Source organism: Streptomyces sp. NPDC018263 (assembly GCF_055562575.1).
Map to the genome: position 1 here is coordinate 284,650 of NZ_JBVHFA010000008.1, position 17,689 is coordinate 302,338.

9 protein-coding genes are annotated in these 17,689 nt (G+C 70.4%); 2 read left to right on the forward strand and 7 right to left on the reverse strand.

Annotated features, from left to right (window positions below; all coding sequences use genetic code 11):
- Window positions 1-4 precede the first annotated feature (4 nt).
- From pulA to ACZ3HQ_RS24200, 6 genes are all read right to left on the reverse strand, one after another.
- The gene (gene pulA / locus ACZ3HQ_RS24175) at window positions 5-5,401 is read right to left on the reverse strand and encodes a pullulanase-type alpha-1,6-glucosidase (RefSeq protein ID WP_467513950.1); all 5,397 of its coding nucleotides are present in this window, start codon (window positions 5,399-5,401) and stop codon (window positions 5-7) included.
- A gap of 203 nt (window positions 5,402-5,604) precedes the next feature.
- Window positions 5,605-6,981, reverse strand: coding sequence for an alpha-amylase (locus ACZ3HQ_RS24180; protein WP_467513951.1), 1,377 nt, complete (start codon window positions 6,979-6,981; stop codon window positions 5,605-5,607).
- Window positions 6,982-7,139: 158 nt separating this feature from the next.
- Window positions 7,140-8,822 (reverse strand): glycoside hydrolase family 13 protein, encoded by a 1,683-nt coding sequence (locus ACZ3HQ_RS24185; RefSeq protein WP_467513952.1) that lies wholly within the window; start codon window positions 8,820-8,822, stop codon window positions 7,140-7,142.
- A gap of 58 nt (window positions 8,823-8,880) precedes the next feature.
- Window positions 8,881-9,801: a sugar ABC transporter permease gene (locus ACZ3HQ_RS24190; protein WP_467513953.1), complete on the reverse strand. Its 921-nt coding sequence runs from the start codon at window positions 9,799-9,801 to the stop codon at window positions 8,881-8,883.
- A gap of 19 nt (window positions 9,802-9,820) precedes the next feature.
- Window positions 9,821-10,825 carry a carbohydrate ABC transporter permease gene (locus tag ACZ3HQ_RS24195; RefSeq protein WP_030807780.1) on the reverse strand — a complete coding sequence of 335 codons (1,005 nt, stop codon included), beginning with the start codon at window positions 10,823-10,825 and terminating at the stop codon, window positions 9,821-9,823.
- Between the two features lie 104 nt (window positions 10,826-10,929).
- Window positions 10,930-12,204 carry an extracellular solute-binding protein gene (locus ACZ3HQ_RS24200; RefSeq protein ID WP_467513955.1) on the reverse strand — a complete coding sequence of 425 codons (1,275 nt, stop codon included), beginning with the start codon at window positions 12,202-12,204 and terminating at the stop codon, window positions 10,930-10,932.
- 469 nt (window positions 12,205-12,673) lie between these two features.
- Between ACZ3HQ_RS24200 and ACZ3HQ_RS24205 the strand changes: the two genes are divergently transcribed.
- Window positions 12,674-13,708 carry a LacI family DNA-binding transcriptional regulator gene (locus ACZ3HQ_RS24205; RefSeq protein ID WP_355192111.1) on the forward strand — a complete coding sequence of 345 codons (1,035 nt, stop codon included), beginning with the start codon at window positions 12,674-12,676 and terminating at the stop codon, window positions 13,706-13,708.
- Window positions 13,709-13,806: 98 nt separating this feature from the next.
- A complete protein-coding gene (locus tag ACZ3HQ_RS24210; protein ID WP_467513956.1) occupies window positions 13,807-14,661 on the forward strand; it encodes a phosphatase PAP2 family protein in 855 nt (284 codons plus the stop codon).
- Here ACZ3HQ_RS24210 and ACZ3HQ_RS24215 read toward each other — a convergent pair.
- A complete protein-coding gene (locus tag ACZ3HQ_RS24215) occupies window positions 14,649-17,642 on the reverse strand; it encodes a bifunctional [glutamine synthetase] adenylyltransferase/[glutamine synthetase]-adenylyl-L-tyrosine phosphorylase (RefSeq protein WP_467513958.1) in 2,994 nt (997 codons plus the stop codon). The genes ACZ3HQ_RS24210 and ACZ3HQ_RS24215 overlap by 13 nt on opposite strands.
- Window positions 17,643-17,689: the final 47 nt, after the last annotated feature.

Here is a 17,689-nt window from a genome sequence, read left to right on the forward strand (position 1 = left end):
CCCGTTACCGGGTGAACACCGCCACCGTCCGCGCCGGGACCGTGAAGGTGCCCGAACCGGCCGCGTACGACGCCGACTTGACCACCTCGTCGGTGCCGGACGCCTGGACGGGGTGCAGGCGGTAGTCGGTGCCCGCGAGGGCGGCCACCCGCTGGTCCTGGCGCTCAGGCGTGGCGTTGAAGACCACGATCAGGTCGCCCAGGCGCATGGTGATCACGCCGGGGGTCTCCTCCTTGCCCGAGAGCGGGAAGGAGAGCCGCTCCTGCACCTGGGCGGTGGTGGCGAGGGAGAAGGCGTCCTCGGTGGTGCGGATGCGCAGCAGGTCGCGGTAGGCGGCCGAGGTGCCGGTGATCTGCGGGCAGCCGACCTTGACCGTGCTCAACAGCGGCTTGGCGTACGGCCACTTGGACTGGTTGTCGGACGCCGGGGGCAGCCCGCGTCCGAAGCCGTTGCCGTCGGCGCAGTTCCAGTGGATGGCGTTGAACCAGTCGCCGCTGTCGAAGGAGTTGCGGTCCAGCGACTTGGAGCGCAGCAGGTCGGTGCCCGCCTGGGACAGCGCCGGGCCCTGGGAGAGCGCGGCCGTGGCCATCGCGAGCACCTGCATCCTGGCCCGGTCGGACGCGCTCGTCCCGGCCGGCAGCTTGAAGGCGAGGGCGTCGAACAGTGACTCGTTGTCGTGGGCGTCCGCGTAGGCGAGGGCGTCGCCGGGGGCGGCCGCGTATCCGGCGGGCGAGCCGTTGTAGTCGACCCCGGCACCGGTGACTTCCCGGCCCGCGTTGTCGGTGAACCGGTATCCGGCGAGGTTGCCGGTCAGGCCGACCTTGATCAGGTCCTGGTAGTGCAGCAGCCGGGCCTTCTGCTCGGCCTCGGTGCCGTTGGCCGCCGAGGAGTTGGGGTCGGTGAACAGGCCGGAGGCGAAGCCCTGGACGCCGGGGTCCGTATCGAAGGGTCCGCCGCCGCGCACGGCGTCACGGGCCCGGTCGGAGAAGGTGGCGATGCCGGTGCCGGCCATGTTCTTCTGGGTGGCCTGGACGAAGCGGGCGTCGTCGGCGACCTCGCCGAAGTTCCAGCCCTCGCCGTACAGGATGATCTTCTTGCCGTCGACGCCGTCCTTGGCGACGGTCAGCGCGTCCAGCGCCTTGCGGACGGCCAGGATGTTGGCCTTGGGGTGGTGGCCCATGAGGTCGAAGCGGAAGCCGTCGACCTTGTACTCCTTGGCCCAGGTGACGATCGAGTCCACGACGAGCTTGCCCATCATGGCGTTCTCGGTCGCGGTGTTGGCGCAGCAGGTGGAGTTGGCCACGCTGCCGTCCGCGAGGAGCCGCTGGTAGTAGCCGGGCACGATCCGGTCGAGCACCGAGGTGTCCGCCTGCCCGCTCGCCGCCGTGTGGTTGTAGACCACGTCCATGACGACCCGCAGCCCGTCCTGGTTGAGCGCCTGCACCATCTTCCGGAACTGCACGGTGCGCGCGGTGCCGTCGGGATCGGTGGCGTACGAGCCCTCGGGGACGGTGTAGTGGAACGGGTCGTAGCCCCAGTTGTAGGCGTCCTTCGCGGCGGTCTTCGCCAGGCACTCCTGCTGCTTGTCGGAGTCGGCCGGGAAGGAGGCCAGGTCGCAGTCCGGGGTGGCCTGGTCGGCCTTCTTCTCGGGGATGGTGGCGATGTCGAACGCGGGCAGCAGGTGCACGTAGGAGGTGCCGGCCTTCGCCAGCTCGCGCAGGTGCTTCGAGCCGTCGCTGTTCTTGTCGGTGAAGGCCAGGTAGGTGCCCTGCTCCCCCGCCGGGACGGTCTTGTCGGCCACCGAGAAGTCCCGGATGTGCAGCTCCTGGATCTGCGCGTCCCTGAGCGGCACCGCCTTGGGCTTGGTGAGCCCGGCCCAGCCCTCGGGGGCCAGGGAGCGGTCGGCGAGGTCGACGACGAGGCTGCGCTCGGAGTCGGCGGTCAGGGCGACCGAGTAGGGGTCGGTGACCGAGTTGGTGACGAGCTTGCCGACGCTGGGCGCCCACACCTTGACCACGTACCGGTAGGGCTTGCCCTTCCAGGACGCGGGGCCGGTGACGGACCAGACGCCGGTGGTGTCGTCGCGGCGCATGGGCGTCAGCGCACCGTCCAGCTCCAGCGCGACGCTCTGGGCCGTGGGCGCCCAGACGGAGAGGGTGGGCTTGCCCGCCGCGAAGACCGGGCCGAGGCCGCTCTTCACGGCGCTCGCGTACACGTCGTCCAGCACTCCGGCGGTCTGCACGCCGGTCGCGGCGAGGACCGCGCCGTTGGCCGCGCGCTGGGAGGCGACGAGCTGGCCGGTGAGGGCCTCGCGCACCCGGTCGCGGTCGCGGGCGTCGACGCTCCAGGCGGTGTAGTCCTTCAGGTGCGGGAACCTGGCCTTCTGGGCGTCGGTGAGCGTGCCCTTCTCCAGCCGCAGCCAGCGCTCGTCGTCGCTGGTCAGGGCCCCGTCCTTGACGGTGATCGTGCCGTCACGGGAGTACAGGAGCTGGGTGGAGGCGGCGCCCTCGGCACCGTTCCAGGCGAGGGTGTCCCGGTCGATCCAGACCGCCTTGGCGGTGGTCAGGTCGAGCGCGGCCGCGCTGCCCTTCGGCTGCGGGAGCAGGTACTTCTCCTGGCCGCTCAACAGCCACACCTCGTGGCCGTCGGCCTTGAGGTCGAGGGACTGGTCGGTGGGCAGGTCCTTCTCGTCGCCCTTGTGCAGGATGTAGCTGAGACTGGTGGCACCCTCGGTGAGCGGCACCTCGTAGACCGCGCCATAGGCGTCAGTCTTCACCGGCGTCAGGGGCTTCGACCAGTCGGTGGGGTTCGCGGCACCGGTCCAGGTGTGCAGGCCCCAGCCCTCGTAGTTGCCGTCGGCGCGGTGGTAGTGGAGTACGGCCTTGCCCTGGTCCTGGGCCGGGTAGTCGGGGCGCTCGGTCAGCACCTCGGGCTTGCCCTGCTCCAGCCAGACCTCACCCGTCTTCGTGACGTCGATGCTCCGGTCGGCGGAGACGTCCTTGTTCCCGTCCTTGTCGATGACCAGGAACCCGACGTTCGAGGCGCCCGGCTTGAGCTTGACGTAGGCGAAGGCGCCGTAGGCGTCGCGGCCGGTGAAGGGGTGGCTGGCCGGCCACTCGGTGGCCTCGCCGTCCGCGAGGTCGCCCCAGGCGTACAGGCCCCAGTTCGCGTAGTCGCCGTCGGCCCGCTTGTAGTGCACCACCGCGTAGTAGCGGGAGGCGGCGGCGGGCGGCTCGGGGGCGGGCGCGGTGCCGGTCGTCGAGGCGGCCAGGGCGCTCGCGGTGCGGCCCGCCGAGTCGATCACCACGGCCTTGTACCGCAGCGCGGTCCCGGCGGGTACGTCCTTGCCGAGGGCCTGGGTGACCTTGTACGGGGCGTGGTCCGCCGAACCCAGCGTCTTCCAGGGCCCGTCGCCGACCTGTGCGGCGAAGACGACCCGGTTCAGGCCGCCTCCGCCCACCTCGGCGCCGACCTCCACCGTGCCGGTGGCTCCGGCGGGCGGGGCGGTCAGGGTGAGCACCGGCTTGGTGGCCGGAGCGGCGGGGCGCCTGGTGGCCCGGTAGACCACGGCGGTCCCGGCGGGGACGGTGAGCTTGAGCTTGCGCCCGGCGTCCGACTTCACCGGACGCGCGGCCCCGTAGATGCCCTGGTACGTCATGCGGGCGGAGCCGGTCGGGAAGGACACGGTCTCGGCGGAGGCGGCGTTGTTGAGGGCGACGACGTACTCGGCGCCGGTGCGCGCGTCGGTCCGGGTGAAGGCGTAGACACCGGCGCCGTCGGCCGCGTACCGCTCGGTCTGCACGCCGTCCGTCAGCGCCGGGTTGGCCTTGCGGAGCCTCGCGAGGGCCGCGATGTCCTGGTACAGCGGGGCCTTGGTGTCGTAGGCGTCGGACGCGTGGGTGCGGGCGGTGCCGATCTCGTCGTCGTCCAGGTAGTCGGCGACCTTGGAGGCGAACATGGTCTGACGGGCGTCCTTGTCGCCGCCGGAGCCGGTGAAGCCCTGCTCGTCGCCGTAGTAGACGACCGGGTTGCCCCGGCTGAGGAACATGAGCTGGTTGGCGAGGCGGTCCTTGCGCAGGATCTCGGCGTCGGTCGCCTTCGGGTCGTCCTGCTTCAGGAAGGAGCCGATGCGGCCCATGTCGTGGTTGCCGAGGAAGGTGACCTGCTCGTAGGCGTTGGCCTTGTCGGTCGTGTACTTGTAGTCGTCCCCGAAGACCCCGGCGAGCTTCCTGGCGCTGCCGCCCTGCGAGGCGTAGGCGCGGGCGGCGTCCTGGAAGGGGAAGTCGAGGGTGGCGTCCAGGCGGCCCTGGGTGACGTACGGGGAGGTCACCGAGGTGTCGGCGGAGTAGACCTCGCCGAACATGAAGAAGTTCTTCCGCCCGCGCTCGGCCGCGTACTTGTCCAGCGCGGTGGCCCACTGGGTCCAGAAGTCCATGTTGACGTGCTTGACGGTGTCGATGCGGAAACCGTCGACGGCGAAGTCCCGCACCCAGCGCTGGTAGATCTTCTCCATGCCGCTGACCACCTCGGGACGCTCGGTCCACAGGTCGTCCAGGCCGGAGAAGTCGCCGTACTCGGCGGACTCGCCGGCGAAGGTGGAGTCGCCCCGGTTGTGGTACATCGCCGGGTCGTTGAGCCAGGCCGGGACCTTGTCGCGGCTGCGCACGGTCGGGGTGCGCGGGAAGGACGAGGCGCCCACGGCCGGGAACTTCCTCCGGCCGTCCGCGTAGTCGGCGTCGTCGAAGGGGCGGCCGTCCTCGGTCAGGTACGGGAAGGCGCCCTTGGAGAGGTAGTCGTAGGACTTCTCCTTGTAGTCGACGAGGTCGGCGGTGTGGTTGGTGATGACGTCGAAGAAGACCTTCATGCCCTTGGCGTGCGCCTTGGCGATCAGGCCCTTCAGGTCGGCGTTGGTGCCGAAGTGCGGGTCGACCTGGGTGAAGTCGGTGATCCAGTAACCGTGGTAGCCGGCCGAGGAGTCGGCGCCGGTGCCCTGCACGGGGCGGTTCTTGAAGATCGGGGCGAGCCAGATGGCCGTCGTACCGAGGCCCTTGATGTAGTCGAGGCGCTGGGTCAGGCCCTTGAGGTCGCCGCCCTGGTAGAAGCCCTTGTCGGTGGGGTCGTACCCGGTGCTCGTCCGCGAACCGGTCAGTCCGCCGCGGTCGTTGGAGCGGTCGCCGTTGGCGAAACGATCCGGCATGACGAAGTAGAACTGCTCGCGCGTGTCGTCGTGCCGGGCGGGCTCGGCGGCGAGGCGGGCGTCGGAAGGCGGCGCGGGCGGGCTCGCCGCCTGCGCGGACAGGGGCGTCACCAGGGAAGCGGCGAGGGCCGCCACGACGACGGCCGCCGCCCTGCGCCGGTAGGGGGTGCGGCGCGTCCGGCGCGCCTGCCAGGAGGGTCTCATCGGGCACAAACTCCTTGCGCTCACGGCTCGTTCGAGTCCGGCCAGAGGCACGGCTTCGCTGCCGGACGCGGCGTGACCGTACCGCCGCCGAAAGGCTTGCAGCAAGACTTGTGAAACATGAAGAAAGAAATTTCAGCGGTGAACGAGGGACGAACCGCCCGTATACGACGGACGGTTCGCCGGGAGGCTCCTCGAAGAGGGCGTCAGCAGCTCGACTTGCCCGCGTACAGCGCGAGCGCGGTGTTGGCGCCGAGGGTCGCGGTGAACTGGCCGCTCGAGTTCACCGACACCGTGGTGTTGTTCTGCACGTTGCAGTACGTGCCCGCCGCCAGCGAGGTCTGGTAGGTCCGGGACAGCGACGAGGACTCGTGGTTGATGGCCACGAACCCCTTGCTCCCGCGCCCGAAGGCGATGGCGTCGTTGCCGTTGTCCCACCAGTTGGAGACGGCCTGGCCGCGCGTGGCGTTGCGGAAGGCGACCATGGACTTGATCTCCGGCCAGGCGTGCTGGCACTTCCAGCCGTCCTGCCAGCAGGCGTTGACCCTGCCCCCGTTGGGCGGTCCGGCGTCCACGTCCGACCACTCGTATCCGGAGTTGATGTCCGGGGCACCGTAGGGATAGGCCAGCATGAAGACGTTGGCCAGCGTGTAGTTGGCGCCGTCCTTGTAGTTGAGGGTGCTGCCGTTGCGCTCGGTGTCGTGGTTGTCCACGAAGACCCCGGCGACCGAGCTGCTCATGTACCCCCAGCCCTCGCCGTAGTTCTTCAGGTAGGCGAGGTTCTCGTTGTTGAACACCCGCTTGAGGTCGTAGGCGTACCGGAACTCCTGGACGTCGCCGTTGCCCGTGTACTCGGTGGGCTGGACGGCCTCGCCCGCGCCGTAGATGACCTCCTGCTTCCAGTACACCGACGGGTTGGTCAGCCGGGACTTGATGTTGGCCAGGTCCGCCGTGTCGATGTGCTTGGCCGCGTCGACGCGGAAGCCGTCGACCCCGAGCGAGAGCAGGTCGTTCATGTACCCGGCGATGGCCTTGCGGACGTAGTCCTCGCCGGTGTCCAGGTCGGCCAGGCCCACCAGTTCGCAGTGCTGGACGTTCCAGCGGTCCTGGTAGTTGCCGACCTGCGCGGTGCAGTCGTCGAAGTCGGGCGAGGAGTACAGGCCCGGATAGTTGTACTTGCTGTACGAGGAGCCGCCGGTACCGGTACCGCTGCCCGCGGACATGTGGTTGATCACCGTGTCGGTGACGACCTTCACGCCGGCCGAGTGACACGTGTCGACCATGTTCTTGAAGGCGGTCCGGTCACCGAGCCGGCCGGCGATCTTGTAGGAGACGGGCTGGTACGAGGTCCACCACTGGGAGCCCTGTATGTGCTCGGCGGGCGGGGAGACCTGCACATACCCGTATCCGGCCGGGCCGAGGGTGGTGGTGCACTCGCGGGCGACGGAGGCGAAGTTCCACTCGAAGAGGACGGCGGTGACGTCCTTGGTGCCGGGCGGGGACGCCTGTGCCGTAGTCGGGTACATGCCAACCGTGGCGGCTGCGGCGAGGGCGAGCGCCACGGTGAGGGTTCTGCGTGCCATGTGGGGGTTCCTTCGTCGTTGAAGGCTGTTGCCGCAGGACTGGATGCCCTTGCTGAAATGTTTCAGCAAACTTGCGGTGACGCAGATGTTAAAGGCCCGCTGCCTGAAAAGGCAGCGGGCCGTGGGAAGTTGATGCAAGAACTTTCAGGGAGCCGCCGTCAGGCCGTGGTCCACCACACCGTGGTGTCGGCCGGGACCTCGGCCCCGGCGGCGCTCTGGGTGATCTCCCCGCTCGCGAGCAGCACCCGCCCGTACGCCGGGACGGTCACCGCCGCGCCCGTGGTGTTGGCGACACAGGTGAACTCCCCGCGCCGGAAGGCCAGTACGCCCTCGGGTGCGGGCAGCCACTCGACGCCCGTACCCGCGCCGAGCGTGGGCACCGCCCGCCGGGCGGCCAGCGCGGCCCGGTACAGCTCCAGCGTCGAACCCGCCACGCCGGTCTGCGCCTCCACGCTCAGCTCACCCCAGCCCGCCGGCTGCGGCAGCCAACTGCCCCCGCCGCCGAAGCCGTACGAGGAGCCCTCGCGGGTCCACGGGATCGGCACCCGGCAGCCGTCGCGGAAGCCGTCCTGGCCGGCGCCCCGGAAGTAGGCGGGGTCCTGGCGCACCTCGTCGGGCAGGTCCACCACGTCGGGCAGACCGAGTTCCTCACCCTGGTAGAGGTAGGCGGAGCCGGGCAGCGCCAGCATCAGCAGGGTGGCGGCTCGGGCCCGGCGCAGACCGAGGGCGCGGTCCCCGGCGGTGCGGATCTGGGTGCCGAGGCCGGGCGGGTTGGCGAAGCGGGTGGCGTGCCGGGTGACGTCGTGGTTGGAGAGCACCCAGGTGGCCGGGGCGTCCACCGGGCGCATCGCGGCGAGCGTGCGGTCGATGACCTCGCGCAACTGCTCCGCGTCCCAGTCGGTGCCGAGGTACTGGAAGTTGAACGCCTGGTGCAGCTCGTCGGGGCGGACGTAGTTGGCGGTCCGCTCGATGGTCGGCGTCCACGCCTCGGCGACGAAGATGCGGTCCCCGGCGTACTCGTCCAGCACGGTCCGCCACTGGCGGTAGACCTCGTGGACGCCCTCCTGGTCGAAGAACGGCATCACGTCGTTGCCCAGCAGCTTGAGCTGGTCGTGGGCGCCGAGGTCGGGCAGGCCGTCGGCCTTGACCAGGCCGTGGGCCACGTCGATGCGGAAGCCGTCCACACCCATGTCCAGCCAGAACCGCAGGATGGAGCGGAACTCGTCGCCCACCGCGGGGTGGTTCCAGTTGAAGTCGGGCTGCTCGGGCGCGAAGAGGTGCAGATACCACTCCCCCGGCGTGCCGTCGGGCTCGGTGACCCGCGTCCAGGCCGGCCCGCCGAAGATGGACTCCCAGTCGTTCGGCGGGAGTTCGCCGTCCTTCCCCTTGCCGGGGCGGAAGTGGTACCGCTCGCGCAGCGGCGAGCCGGGGCCCTCGGCGAGGGCCCGCTTGAACCACTCGTGCTGGTCGGAGGAGTGGTTGGGCACCAGGTCCACGATGATGCGCAAGTCCAGCTCGTGGGCGTCGCGGATCAGCGCGTCGGCGTCCAGCAGGTTGCCGAACATCGGGTCGACGGCCCGGTAGTCGGCCACGTCGTACCCGGCGTCCGCCTGCGGGGAGGCGTAGAACGGGCTGAGCCAGACGGCGTCCACGCCGAGGTCGCGCAGGTAGGGCAGTCTGGCCCGCACGCCGGCCAGGTCGCCCATGCCGTCGCCGTTGGAGTCGGCGAAGCTGCGCGGATAGACCTGGTAGATCACCGCGCCGCGCCACCAGTCGCGGTGCTGGGCGGCGGGGGCGACGGCGGTGTCGTCGGCCGGGGCTGCGAGATGCTGCTGGCTCATGGCGTCCTTGGTGCGTGACGAGGGGCGGTTCGTGGTGAGGCGTGGGTGCGGCGGGGCGTCAGCCCTTGGTGCCGCCCGCGGTGAGTCCGGTGACGAGGTTCTTCTGCACGAGGTAGAAGAACACCGACACCGGTATCGCTATCAGCACCGCGGTCGCGGCCATGTAGTTCCACTGCGCGTCGTGCTCGCTGACGAAGGTCTGGAGGCCGACGGCGAAGGTGTACTTGGAGTCGTCCAGCATGAAGGTCGTGGCGAACGCGACCTCGCCGACCGCCGTGATGAAGTTGTAGAACGCGGCGACGGCCAGGCCGGGGCGGGCCAGCGGCAGGATCAGCCGGAAGAAGGTGCCGAACGGGGTGAGCCCGTCCACCCGGCCCGCCTCGTCGATCTCGAAGGGGATGGTGTCGAAGTACCCCTTGAGCAGCCACGCGCTGTACGGCACGGCGGTGGAGCAGTTGATGAGGATCAGCGCCCAGTAGGTGTCGATCAGGCCCAGCTCGCCGAAGATCTCGTACATCGGCACGATCAGGATGGCGATCGGGAACGCCTGGGTGAGCAGCAGGACCCACATCAGCGGCTTGTAGCCGGGGAAGCGCATCCGGGAGACGGCGTAGCCGGTGGTGGCGGCGACGAAGACGCCGATGAAGGTGGTGCCGAGCGCCACGATCATCGTCGACTTGAACCAGTCGAAGAAGCCGGTGTGCTGGAGCACGAAGGCGTAGTTGGAGAAGCCCGCCCGGCCGAAGATGCGGCCCGGGTGCAGGTAGTCGTCCTTCTCCGGGCCGAGGGACAGGAAGAACAGCCAGGCCACCGGGACCAGCGCGATCAGGCTCGCCAGGACCAGCCCGCCGTGCAGCAGGACGGTGCCCAGCGGGCCGCGCTCGCCGCGCCGGCGGGTCGCGCGGGGCTGGACCGGGGCCGGTGCGGCGGCGGTGAGGCCGCGTCCCGGTGCGGTCTCGGGGGGTGTCGTGGTGCTCATGGCGGCGGCTCCTGCGGCGTCAGACGGCGAGCTGGTCATTGCGCTTCAGCCAGCGGAAGTAGAAGGAGGTGAACACGGTCAGGATCGACAGCAGCAGTACGCCGTACGCGGCGGACTGGGCGAAGTCGCGCGGCTGCTGTCCGAAGCCGAGGAAGTAGGCCCAGGTGACGAGGATCTGGGCGTCCGGGGCGCCGGTCGGGCCGAACAGCAGGAAGATGATGGCGAACTGGTTGAAGGTCCAGATCACACCGAGCAGGACGACGGTGGAGCTGACCGAGCGCAGTCCGGGCAGGGTGACGTGCCTGAAGCGCTGCCAGGCGCTCGCGCCGTCCATCTCGGCGGCCTCGTACAGCGAGGAGTCGATGGACTGCAGCCCGCCGAGCAGCGAGAGCATCATGAACGGCACGCCGCACCAGGTGTTGACCATGATGGCGGCGAACCGCTGCCAGAAGGTGTCCTCCAGCCACTGCGGCTGGGGCAGGTGGAGGGCGCCGAGGACCTGGTTGAGCACGCCGGAGTCGGCCAGCATGATCCGCCAGGAGAAGACGGTGACGAAGGTGGGCACCGCCCAGGGCAGCACCAGCAGCAGCCGGTAGACGGTGCGGCCGCGCAGCTTCTGGTCGAGCATCATCGCCAGGCCGAGCCCGATGACGTAGTGCAGGGTGACGCACGCGACGGTCCAGAACACGGTCCACAGGAAGTGCGACCAGAAGCGGTCGTAGGCCGTGGGGCCGAAGAGGATGTCCTGGTAGTTGTCGAGCCCGATGAACTTGTAGGTGGCGTCGATGTGGTTGACGCCGATGGTGCGCGCCGAGTTGAGGCTGTTGGCGTCGGTGAGGGTCAGGTAGACGCCCCGCACCAGCGGGTAGCCCACGAGGACACCGAGCACGACGACCACGGGCGCGATCATCGCGTACGCGTACCAGTACCTCTGGTAGCCGTTCCGCAGGCGCTGCCCGAGACCGGGGCGGGGCGGCCGCTCACCGCTGCGCCGGCCGGTCGCGCGGTCGATGGCGACTGTCATGGTGCGACACCTTCTACAAGTTCGGGGGCGGGCTGGTCACAGGCCGGTGGCCGCCGGGTTCCCCCCATCCCCCACGGCGGGGGGAACCCGGCGGCCACACGGGCTCACTTGCTGAAGTCGGGCACCAGCTTGGCGATGGCCAGCTCGGCGTTGCTCAGGCCCTTGTCCAGCGGCTCCTTGCCCCCGGCCACCTTGGGCAGCTCGGTGTCCAGCGGACCCCACAGGGAGCTGTACTCCGGCAGCGCCGGGCGGGGCTGGGCGGCGGGCAGCACGCCCTGGTAGCCGGCGATGCCGGGGTCGGCCTTGACCTGGGAGGTGTAGGCGTCGCCGCGGGTCGGCAGCGTGGAGTTCTTCAGCGCGATGGTCTCCTGGGACTTGGCCGAGGTCATGAACTTCACGAACTTCAGGGCCGCGTCCTGGTGGGCCTTGTCCGAGCCGGCGTAGACCGAGAGGTTGTGGCCGCCGGTCGGGGCGCCCGCCTTGCCGGCCGAGCCGGCCGGGACGGTGGCGATGCCGAGGTTGGACTTGTCCTTGAAGGCCGAGCCCTTGTAGAAGTTCGTGATCTCCCAGGGACCCTGGATGATCGAGGCGACCTTGCCGTTGACGAACGCGTCCTGGATGTGGGCGTAGGCGTCCGCGGTGGTGTCGGCCTTGTGCAGGCCCTTGCCGGAGAACGTGCTCTGCCAGGTGCCGTACGCCTTCTTCGCCGGGGCGGAGGCGACGGTGATCTTCTTGGCCGAGGCGTCGACGGTGTCGGTGCCCTCGCCGTAGAGGAAGCACTGGGCGTAGTACGCCTGGGTGGAGCCCCAGTAGCCGTCGACCTTCGCCTTGTCCTTGACCTTGGCGGCGTCGGCCTTCAGCTCGTCCCAGGTCTTGGGGGCCTCGGTGATGCCGGCCTTCTTGAACAGGGCCTTGTTGTAGACGAACGCGAGGGTGTCGGTGACCAGCGGCACGCCGTAGGTCTTGCCCTCGTACTGGGCCTGCTTGATCAGGTTGGGCTCGAACTTGTCCTGCTCGGCCAGGGCGTCGGTGCCGTCCAGCGGCAGGAAGAAGCCCTTCTTGGCGAAGGCCGGGGTCCAGCCGACCTCGGACCGCAGGATGTCCGGCGCGCCCTTGGAGCCGGCGGCGGTGTCGAACTTGTTCTGCGCCTGGTCGAAGGGCACGTTGACGTACTTGACCTTGATGTTCTTGTTGGCGGCCTGGAACTGCTCGACCAGGGCCTTGTACGTCGGCGCCTCATTGGTGGCGTTGGAGGTGTCCCACCAGGTGAGGGTCACCGGGCCGTCCGCCTTGCTGTCGCCGTCGTCGCTCCCGCCGCACGCCGTCGCCGTGAGGGCGAGGGACGCCACGAGCGCGGAGGCCGCTATGCCACGCCGCATGAGTTCTCCTTGAGGGTGAAAAGCCCGAGATTGCAGGGGCGGCCCCGTCTGCCGCCACCCGCGTCGTGCCGACTGCGCCATTGCCGCGGCCGGGCGACTCGGAACGTAACAGCGTTGTAAGCGTCGCGAAAGACCTTGCAGAAAAAAAGTGCAAGAAGACGGCCGGGTTACCGTGTCGTGACCTGCTCCAGACCTTGTCGAAATACTGGTCTACCGCCGGTAGACGGGTTGACGGACACTTGTGCAAGACTCTGCAAGCTCTTGCCGCGGGGGGCCGCCGCCGGGATCATCCCCTTGCGGCCGTGCGCCGGGCGGACCGTCCGGCGGGCACGAGCGACGACATGGCCATGACGGGCCACGAGGGGCAAGGAGCGCGATGACGCGGCAATCCACGGCGGGCCGTTCGGCCGCCCGCGCACGGCGTCCCGCCGGTGCGCCGGGCGCGGTGCGGCCGGTACAGTCCACAGGCGTGACCACACGGCTTGCGGACATCGCTGCGCAGGCGGGGGTGAGCGAAGCGACCGTCAGCCGGGTCCTCAACGGGAAGCCGGGCGTCGCCGCCACCACCCGCCAGTCCGTCCTGGCCGCGCTGGACGTGCTCGGCTACGAGCGTCCGGTGCGGCTCCGCCAGCGCAGCGAGGGCCTGGTGGGCCTGATCATCCCCGAGCTGGAGAACCCGATCTTCCCGGCGCTGGCGCAGGTCATCGGCCAGGCGCTGACCGGGCAGGGCTACACCCCGGTGCTGGCCACCCAGACCCCGGGCGGCTCCACCGAGGACGAGCTGACCGAGATGCTGGTCGACCGGGGGGTGGCCGGGATCATCTACGTCTCCGGGCTGCACGCCGACACCACCGCCGACATGCAGCGCTACGAGCGACTGCGCGCCCAAGGCGTGCCGTTCGTGCTGGTGGACGGGTTCTCGCCGAAGGTGCAGGCACCTTTCATCTCCCCCGACGACCGGGCCGCGACCACACTGGCGGTCACGCATCTTGTGTCGCTGGGCCACACCCGGATCGGTCTGGCGCTCGGGCCGAAGCGGTTCGTGCCGGTGCAGCGCAAGATCGAGGGCTTCGTCCGCGCGATGCAGGACCAGCTCGGGCTGGGCGCGGACATGGTCGCCGAGGAGCTGGTGCAGCACTCGCTGTACACCCTGGAGGGCGGGCAGGCGGCGGCCACCGCGCTCATCGAGCGGAAGTGCACGGCCGTCGTGTGCGCCAGCGACATGATGGCGCTCGGCGCGATACGGGCCGCCCGGCAGCTCGGCCTCGACGTGCCGCGCGACGTGTCGGTGGTCGGCTTCGACGACTCGCCGCTGATCGCGTTCACCGACCCGCCGCTGACCACCGTCCGCAAGCCCGTCCCGGCCATGGGTCAGGCGGCGGTGCGCACGCTGCTGGAGGAGATCGGCGGGACGCCCGCTCCGCACAGTGAGTTCGTCTTCATGCCGGAGCTGGTCGTGCGCGGGTCCACCGCCTCGGCGCCGGGCGAGCGTTCGCGGGGCTGAGCCCCCGCCCCGCCAGGTGTTTTCGCGCAGAACATGCGTGGGGGCAGCGGCCTTGGGATGATCTGTCGAGCATCCCCTGTCTGGCAGACTTGGTAGCTATGAGTGACTCGACCGTGACAGGACCGGGCGGCCACCGCGACGAGGTGGCCGTACCGCGGACCGTCACGGTCCGGGGCGCCGACGGAGCGCGCGCCCTGCGCGACCGGGTCCGCCGTCCCCGGCGACCCCGGCTGTGGTTCGAGATCCTGCTGATCGGCGCGAGTTACTGGACGTACTCGCTCATCCGCAACGCCGTCCCGGAGCAGAAGCGCGAGGCGCTGCGCAACGCGGACGCGGTGTGGTGGCTGGAGCACCGTCTCGGCATCGCCGTCGAGGCGTCCGTCAACCACGCCGCCGACTCGGTGGGTTGGCTGATCATCGGCATGAACTACTACTACGCCACGCTGCATTTCGTGATCACCATCGGCGTGCTGGTGTGGCTCTACCGATGGCATCCCGACCGCTACGCCCCCATCAGGCTGGTGCTGTTCGCCACCACGGGCGTGGCGCTCGCCGGGTACTACCTCTTCCCGCTCGCCCCGCCCCGGCTCATGCGCGGCGGCCACTTCATCGACACCGTGATGGTGCACCAGACCTGGGGCTCCATGGCCTCCGGCGACCTCAAGCACATGTCCAACCAGTACGCCGCGATGCCGTCCATGCACATCGGGTGGTCGCTGTGGTGCGGGCTGACGATCTTCGCGCTGGCCTCGGTGCCGTGGGTACGGGTGCTGGGGCTGGCGTACCCGGCGCTGACGCTGCTCGTCATCGTGTCCACCGCCAACCACTTCTGGCTGGACGCGGTCGGCGGGGTGCTGTGCCTCGCCTTCGGGGTGGGGGTGGCCCGGCTCTGGTACGGGCGGTGGCCACAGGTGCCCGGAGCCATGCTCGGTGCAGGGGCTCAGCCGGCGTAGAAGAGTTCGTCCACCACCGTCCGTGCCCGGCGGGCGGTACGGCGGTACGCGTCCAGCATGTCGCCGGCCCGGCCCTCGCCGTAACCCAGGTACCGGCCCACCGCCGCCAGCTCGCGGGGCTCGGTGGGGAAGGTGTCGCCCGCCCTGCCCCGGACCAGCATCACCGCGTTGCGGACCCGGCTGGCCAGCACCCACGCCTCGTCCAGCACGGCCGCGTCCTCCGCGCCGATCAGCCCGGCCTCGCGGGCCGCCGCCAGCGCCTCGCGCGTCCTCGGGGTGCGCAGGCCCGGCACCTCCCAGGCGTGCCGGAGCTGGAGCAACTGCACCGTCCACTCCACGTCCGACAGGCCACCCGGTCCCAGCTTGGTGTGCAGCTTGGGGTCGGCGCCGCGCGGCAGCCGCTCCGACTCCATCCGGGCCTTCAGCCGGCGGATCTCGCGCACCGCGTCCTCGTCCAGGCCGCGGGCCGGGTAGCGCAGCGGGTCGATCAGTTCCCTGAACCGTCGGCCCAGATCCTCGTCGCCCGCCACCGGCTCCGCCCGCAGCAGCGCCTGCGACTCCCAGCCCAGGGACCACCTGCGGTAGTACGCCTCGTACGACTTCAGGGTGCGGACCAGCGGGCCGGACTTGCCCTCCGGGCGCAGGTCGGCGTCGATCAGCAGGGGCGGGTCGGCGCTGGGGAGCTGGAGCAGGCGGCGCATCTCGGCCACCACCTTGTTGGCGGCCTTCGCGGCCTCGTGCTCGTCCACGCCCTCGCGCGGCTCGTGCACGAACAGGACGTCGGCGTCCGAGCCGTAGCCGAGTTCGTGGCCGCCGAACCTGCCCATGCCGATGATCGCGAACCTGGTCGGGAGGGTGTCGCCCCAGCCCTCGCGGACCACCGCGCGGAGGGTGCCGGCGAGGGTGGCCGCGGTGAGGTCGGAGATCGCGCTGCCGGTGCGGTCGAGGAGGATGCCCTCGTCGGGCTCGGCGGGGGTCGTCTCCGTGCCGTACGAGCCGACGATGTCCGCCGCGGCGGTGCGGAAGAGTTCTCGGCGTCTGACGCCCCGGGCGGCTGTCACGCCCTGTTCCGCGTTCTCCGCGCGGTTCACCGCCGCGGTGATCTCCTGTTCCAGTTGGGCCCTGCCGCGGGGTTCCAGGCCGCCCGCGTCTCCGTCGCCCAGGAGGGCCACCGCTTCGGGGGCGCGGAGGAGGAGGTCGGGGGCCAGGCGGCCTGCCGAGAGGACCCTCGCCAGGTTCTCCGCCGCCGCGCCCTCGTCCCGGAGGAGGCGGAGGTACCAGGGGGTCTTGCCCAGGGCGTCCGAGACCTTGCGGAAGTTCAGGAGGCCGGCGTCGGGGTCCGCCGAGTCCGCGAACCAGCCGAGGAGTACGGGGAGGAGGGTGCGCTGGATGGCCGCCTTGCGGGTGACGCCGGAGGCGAGGGCTTCGAGGTGGCGGAGGGCCGCTGCGGGGTCCGCGTAGCCGAGGGCGACCAGGCGCTCTCTTGCCGCTTCCGCGCTCAGCCTTGTCTCGCCGGGGGCCAGTTGGGCCACCGCGTCCAGGAGGGGGCGGTAGAAGATCTTCTCGTGGAGGCGGCGGACCACTCCCGTGTGGCGTTTCCACTCTCGGCGCAGGCCCGCCACCGGGTCCGTGCGGAGGCCGAGCGAGCGGCCGAGGCGGCGCAGGTCCTCCTCCGCCTCGGGGACCAGGTGGGTGCGGCGGAGCTGGAACAACTGGATGCGGTGTTCCAGTTCGCGCAGGAAGCGGTACGCCTCGTCGAGGCGGGCGGCGTCCTCCCTCCCCACGTAGCCGCCTGCCGCCAGGGCTTGCAGGGCCTTCAGGGTGGTGCCGCTACGGAGAGCCTGGTCGGTGCGGCCGTGGACCAACTGGAGCAACTGGACCGCGAACTCGACGTCCCTCAGGCCGCCCGGGCCCAGCTTCAGCTCTCTTTCGATCTCCGCCGGGGGGATGTTCTCCACGACCCTGCGGCGCATCTTCTGTACGTCCGGGACGAAGTTCTCGCGGTCCGCCGCTTGCCAGACCATGGGGGCGAGGGCGTCTGTGTATGCCTCGCCGAGTTCCTTGTCTCCCGCTACCGGGCGGGCCTTCAGAAGGGCCTGGAACTCCCAGGTCTTCGCCCAGCGCTGGTAGTAGGCGAGGTGGCTGCTCAGGGTCCTTACGAGGGGGCCGTTGCGGCCCTCCGGGCGGAGGTTCGCGTCCACCGGCCAGATCGAGCCCTCGATCGTGGTCTCCGAGCAGATGCGCATCATGCGGGAGGCGAGTTTGGTTGCTGCCTTGAGGGCTTTTGTTTCGTCTGCGCCCTGGGCCGGCTCCGCCACGAAGATCACGTCCACGTCGGAGACGTAGTTCAGTTCCTGGCCGCCGCACTTGCCCATGGCGATCACCGCCAGGCGGCAGGCTTGGGCGTCCTGGGGGGCTTCCGCCTCCGCCATGGCCAGGGCCGCGCGGAGGGTCGCCGTTGCCAGGTCCGCCAGTTCCGCCGCGGTCTGGGTTACGTCCGTGGTGCCGCAGACGTCCCTCGCGGCGATGGAGAGCAGGCAGCGGCGGTACGCCACTCTCAGTTCCACCGGGTCCGTCGCCGCTGCCAGGCCGCGCTCGAACTCCGTGACTCCTGGGTGCAGGTCCCTGGGTTCGTAGGTGACCAGTTCCTGCCAGTCGTGGGGGTGGCGGGCCAGGTGGTCCGCCAGTGCGGCTGATGCGCCCAGCACGCCCAGGAGGCGGTCCCGTAGGGGCTTCGCCGCGATCAGGGTGTCCAGGAGTTCTCGGTGGTCCGTGGGGGCCGGCTGGGCCTCCAGCAGTCTCACCAGGCCGCGCAGGGCCAGGTCCGGGTCCGCTGTCGCGCCCAACGCCTCCAGGAGGACGGGGTCCGCCTTCACCGGGGCCAGCTCCGGGCTGTCCAGCAGGCGTTCCGCTCCCGAGGGGTCCGTGAAGCCGTGCCGAAGCAGTCTGGTGAACGTACTGCTCCTGCGCCCCGGCGTCATCCGCGGCCTCCCCTCGGGATCAAGACGGTCCTGGCCAGAGCCTAACC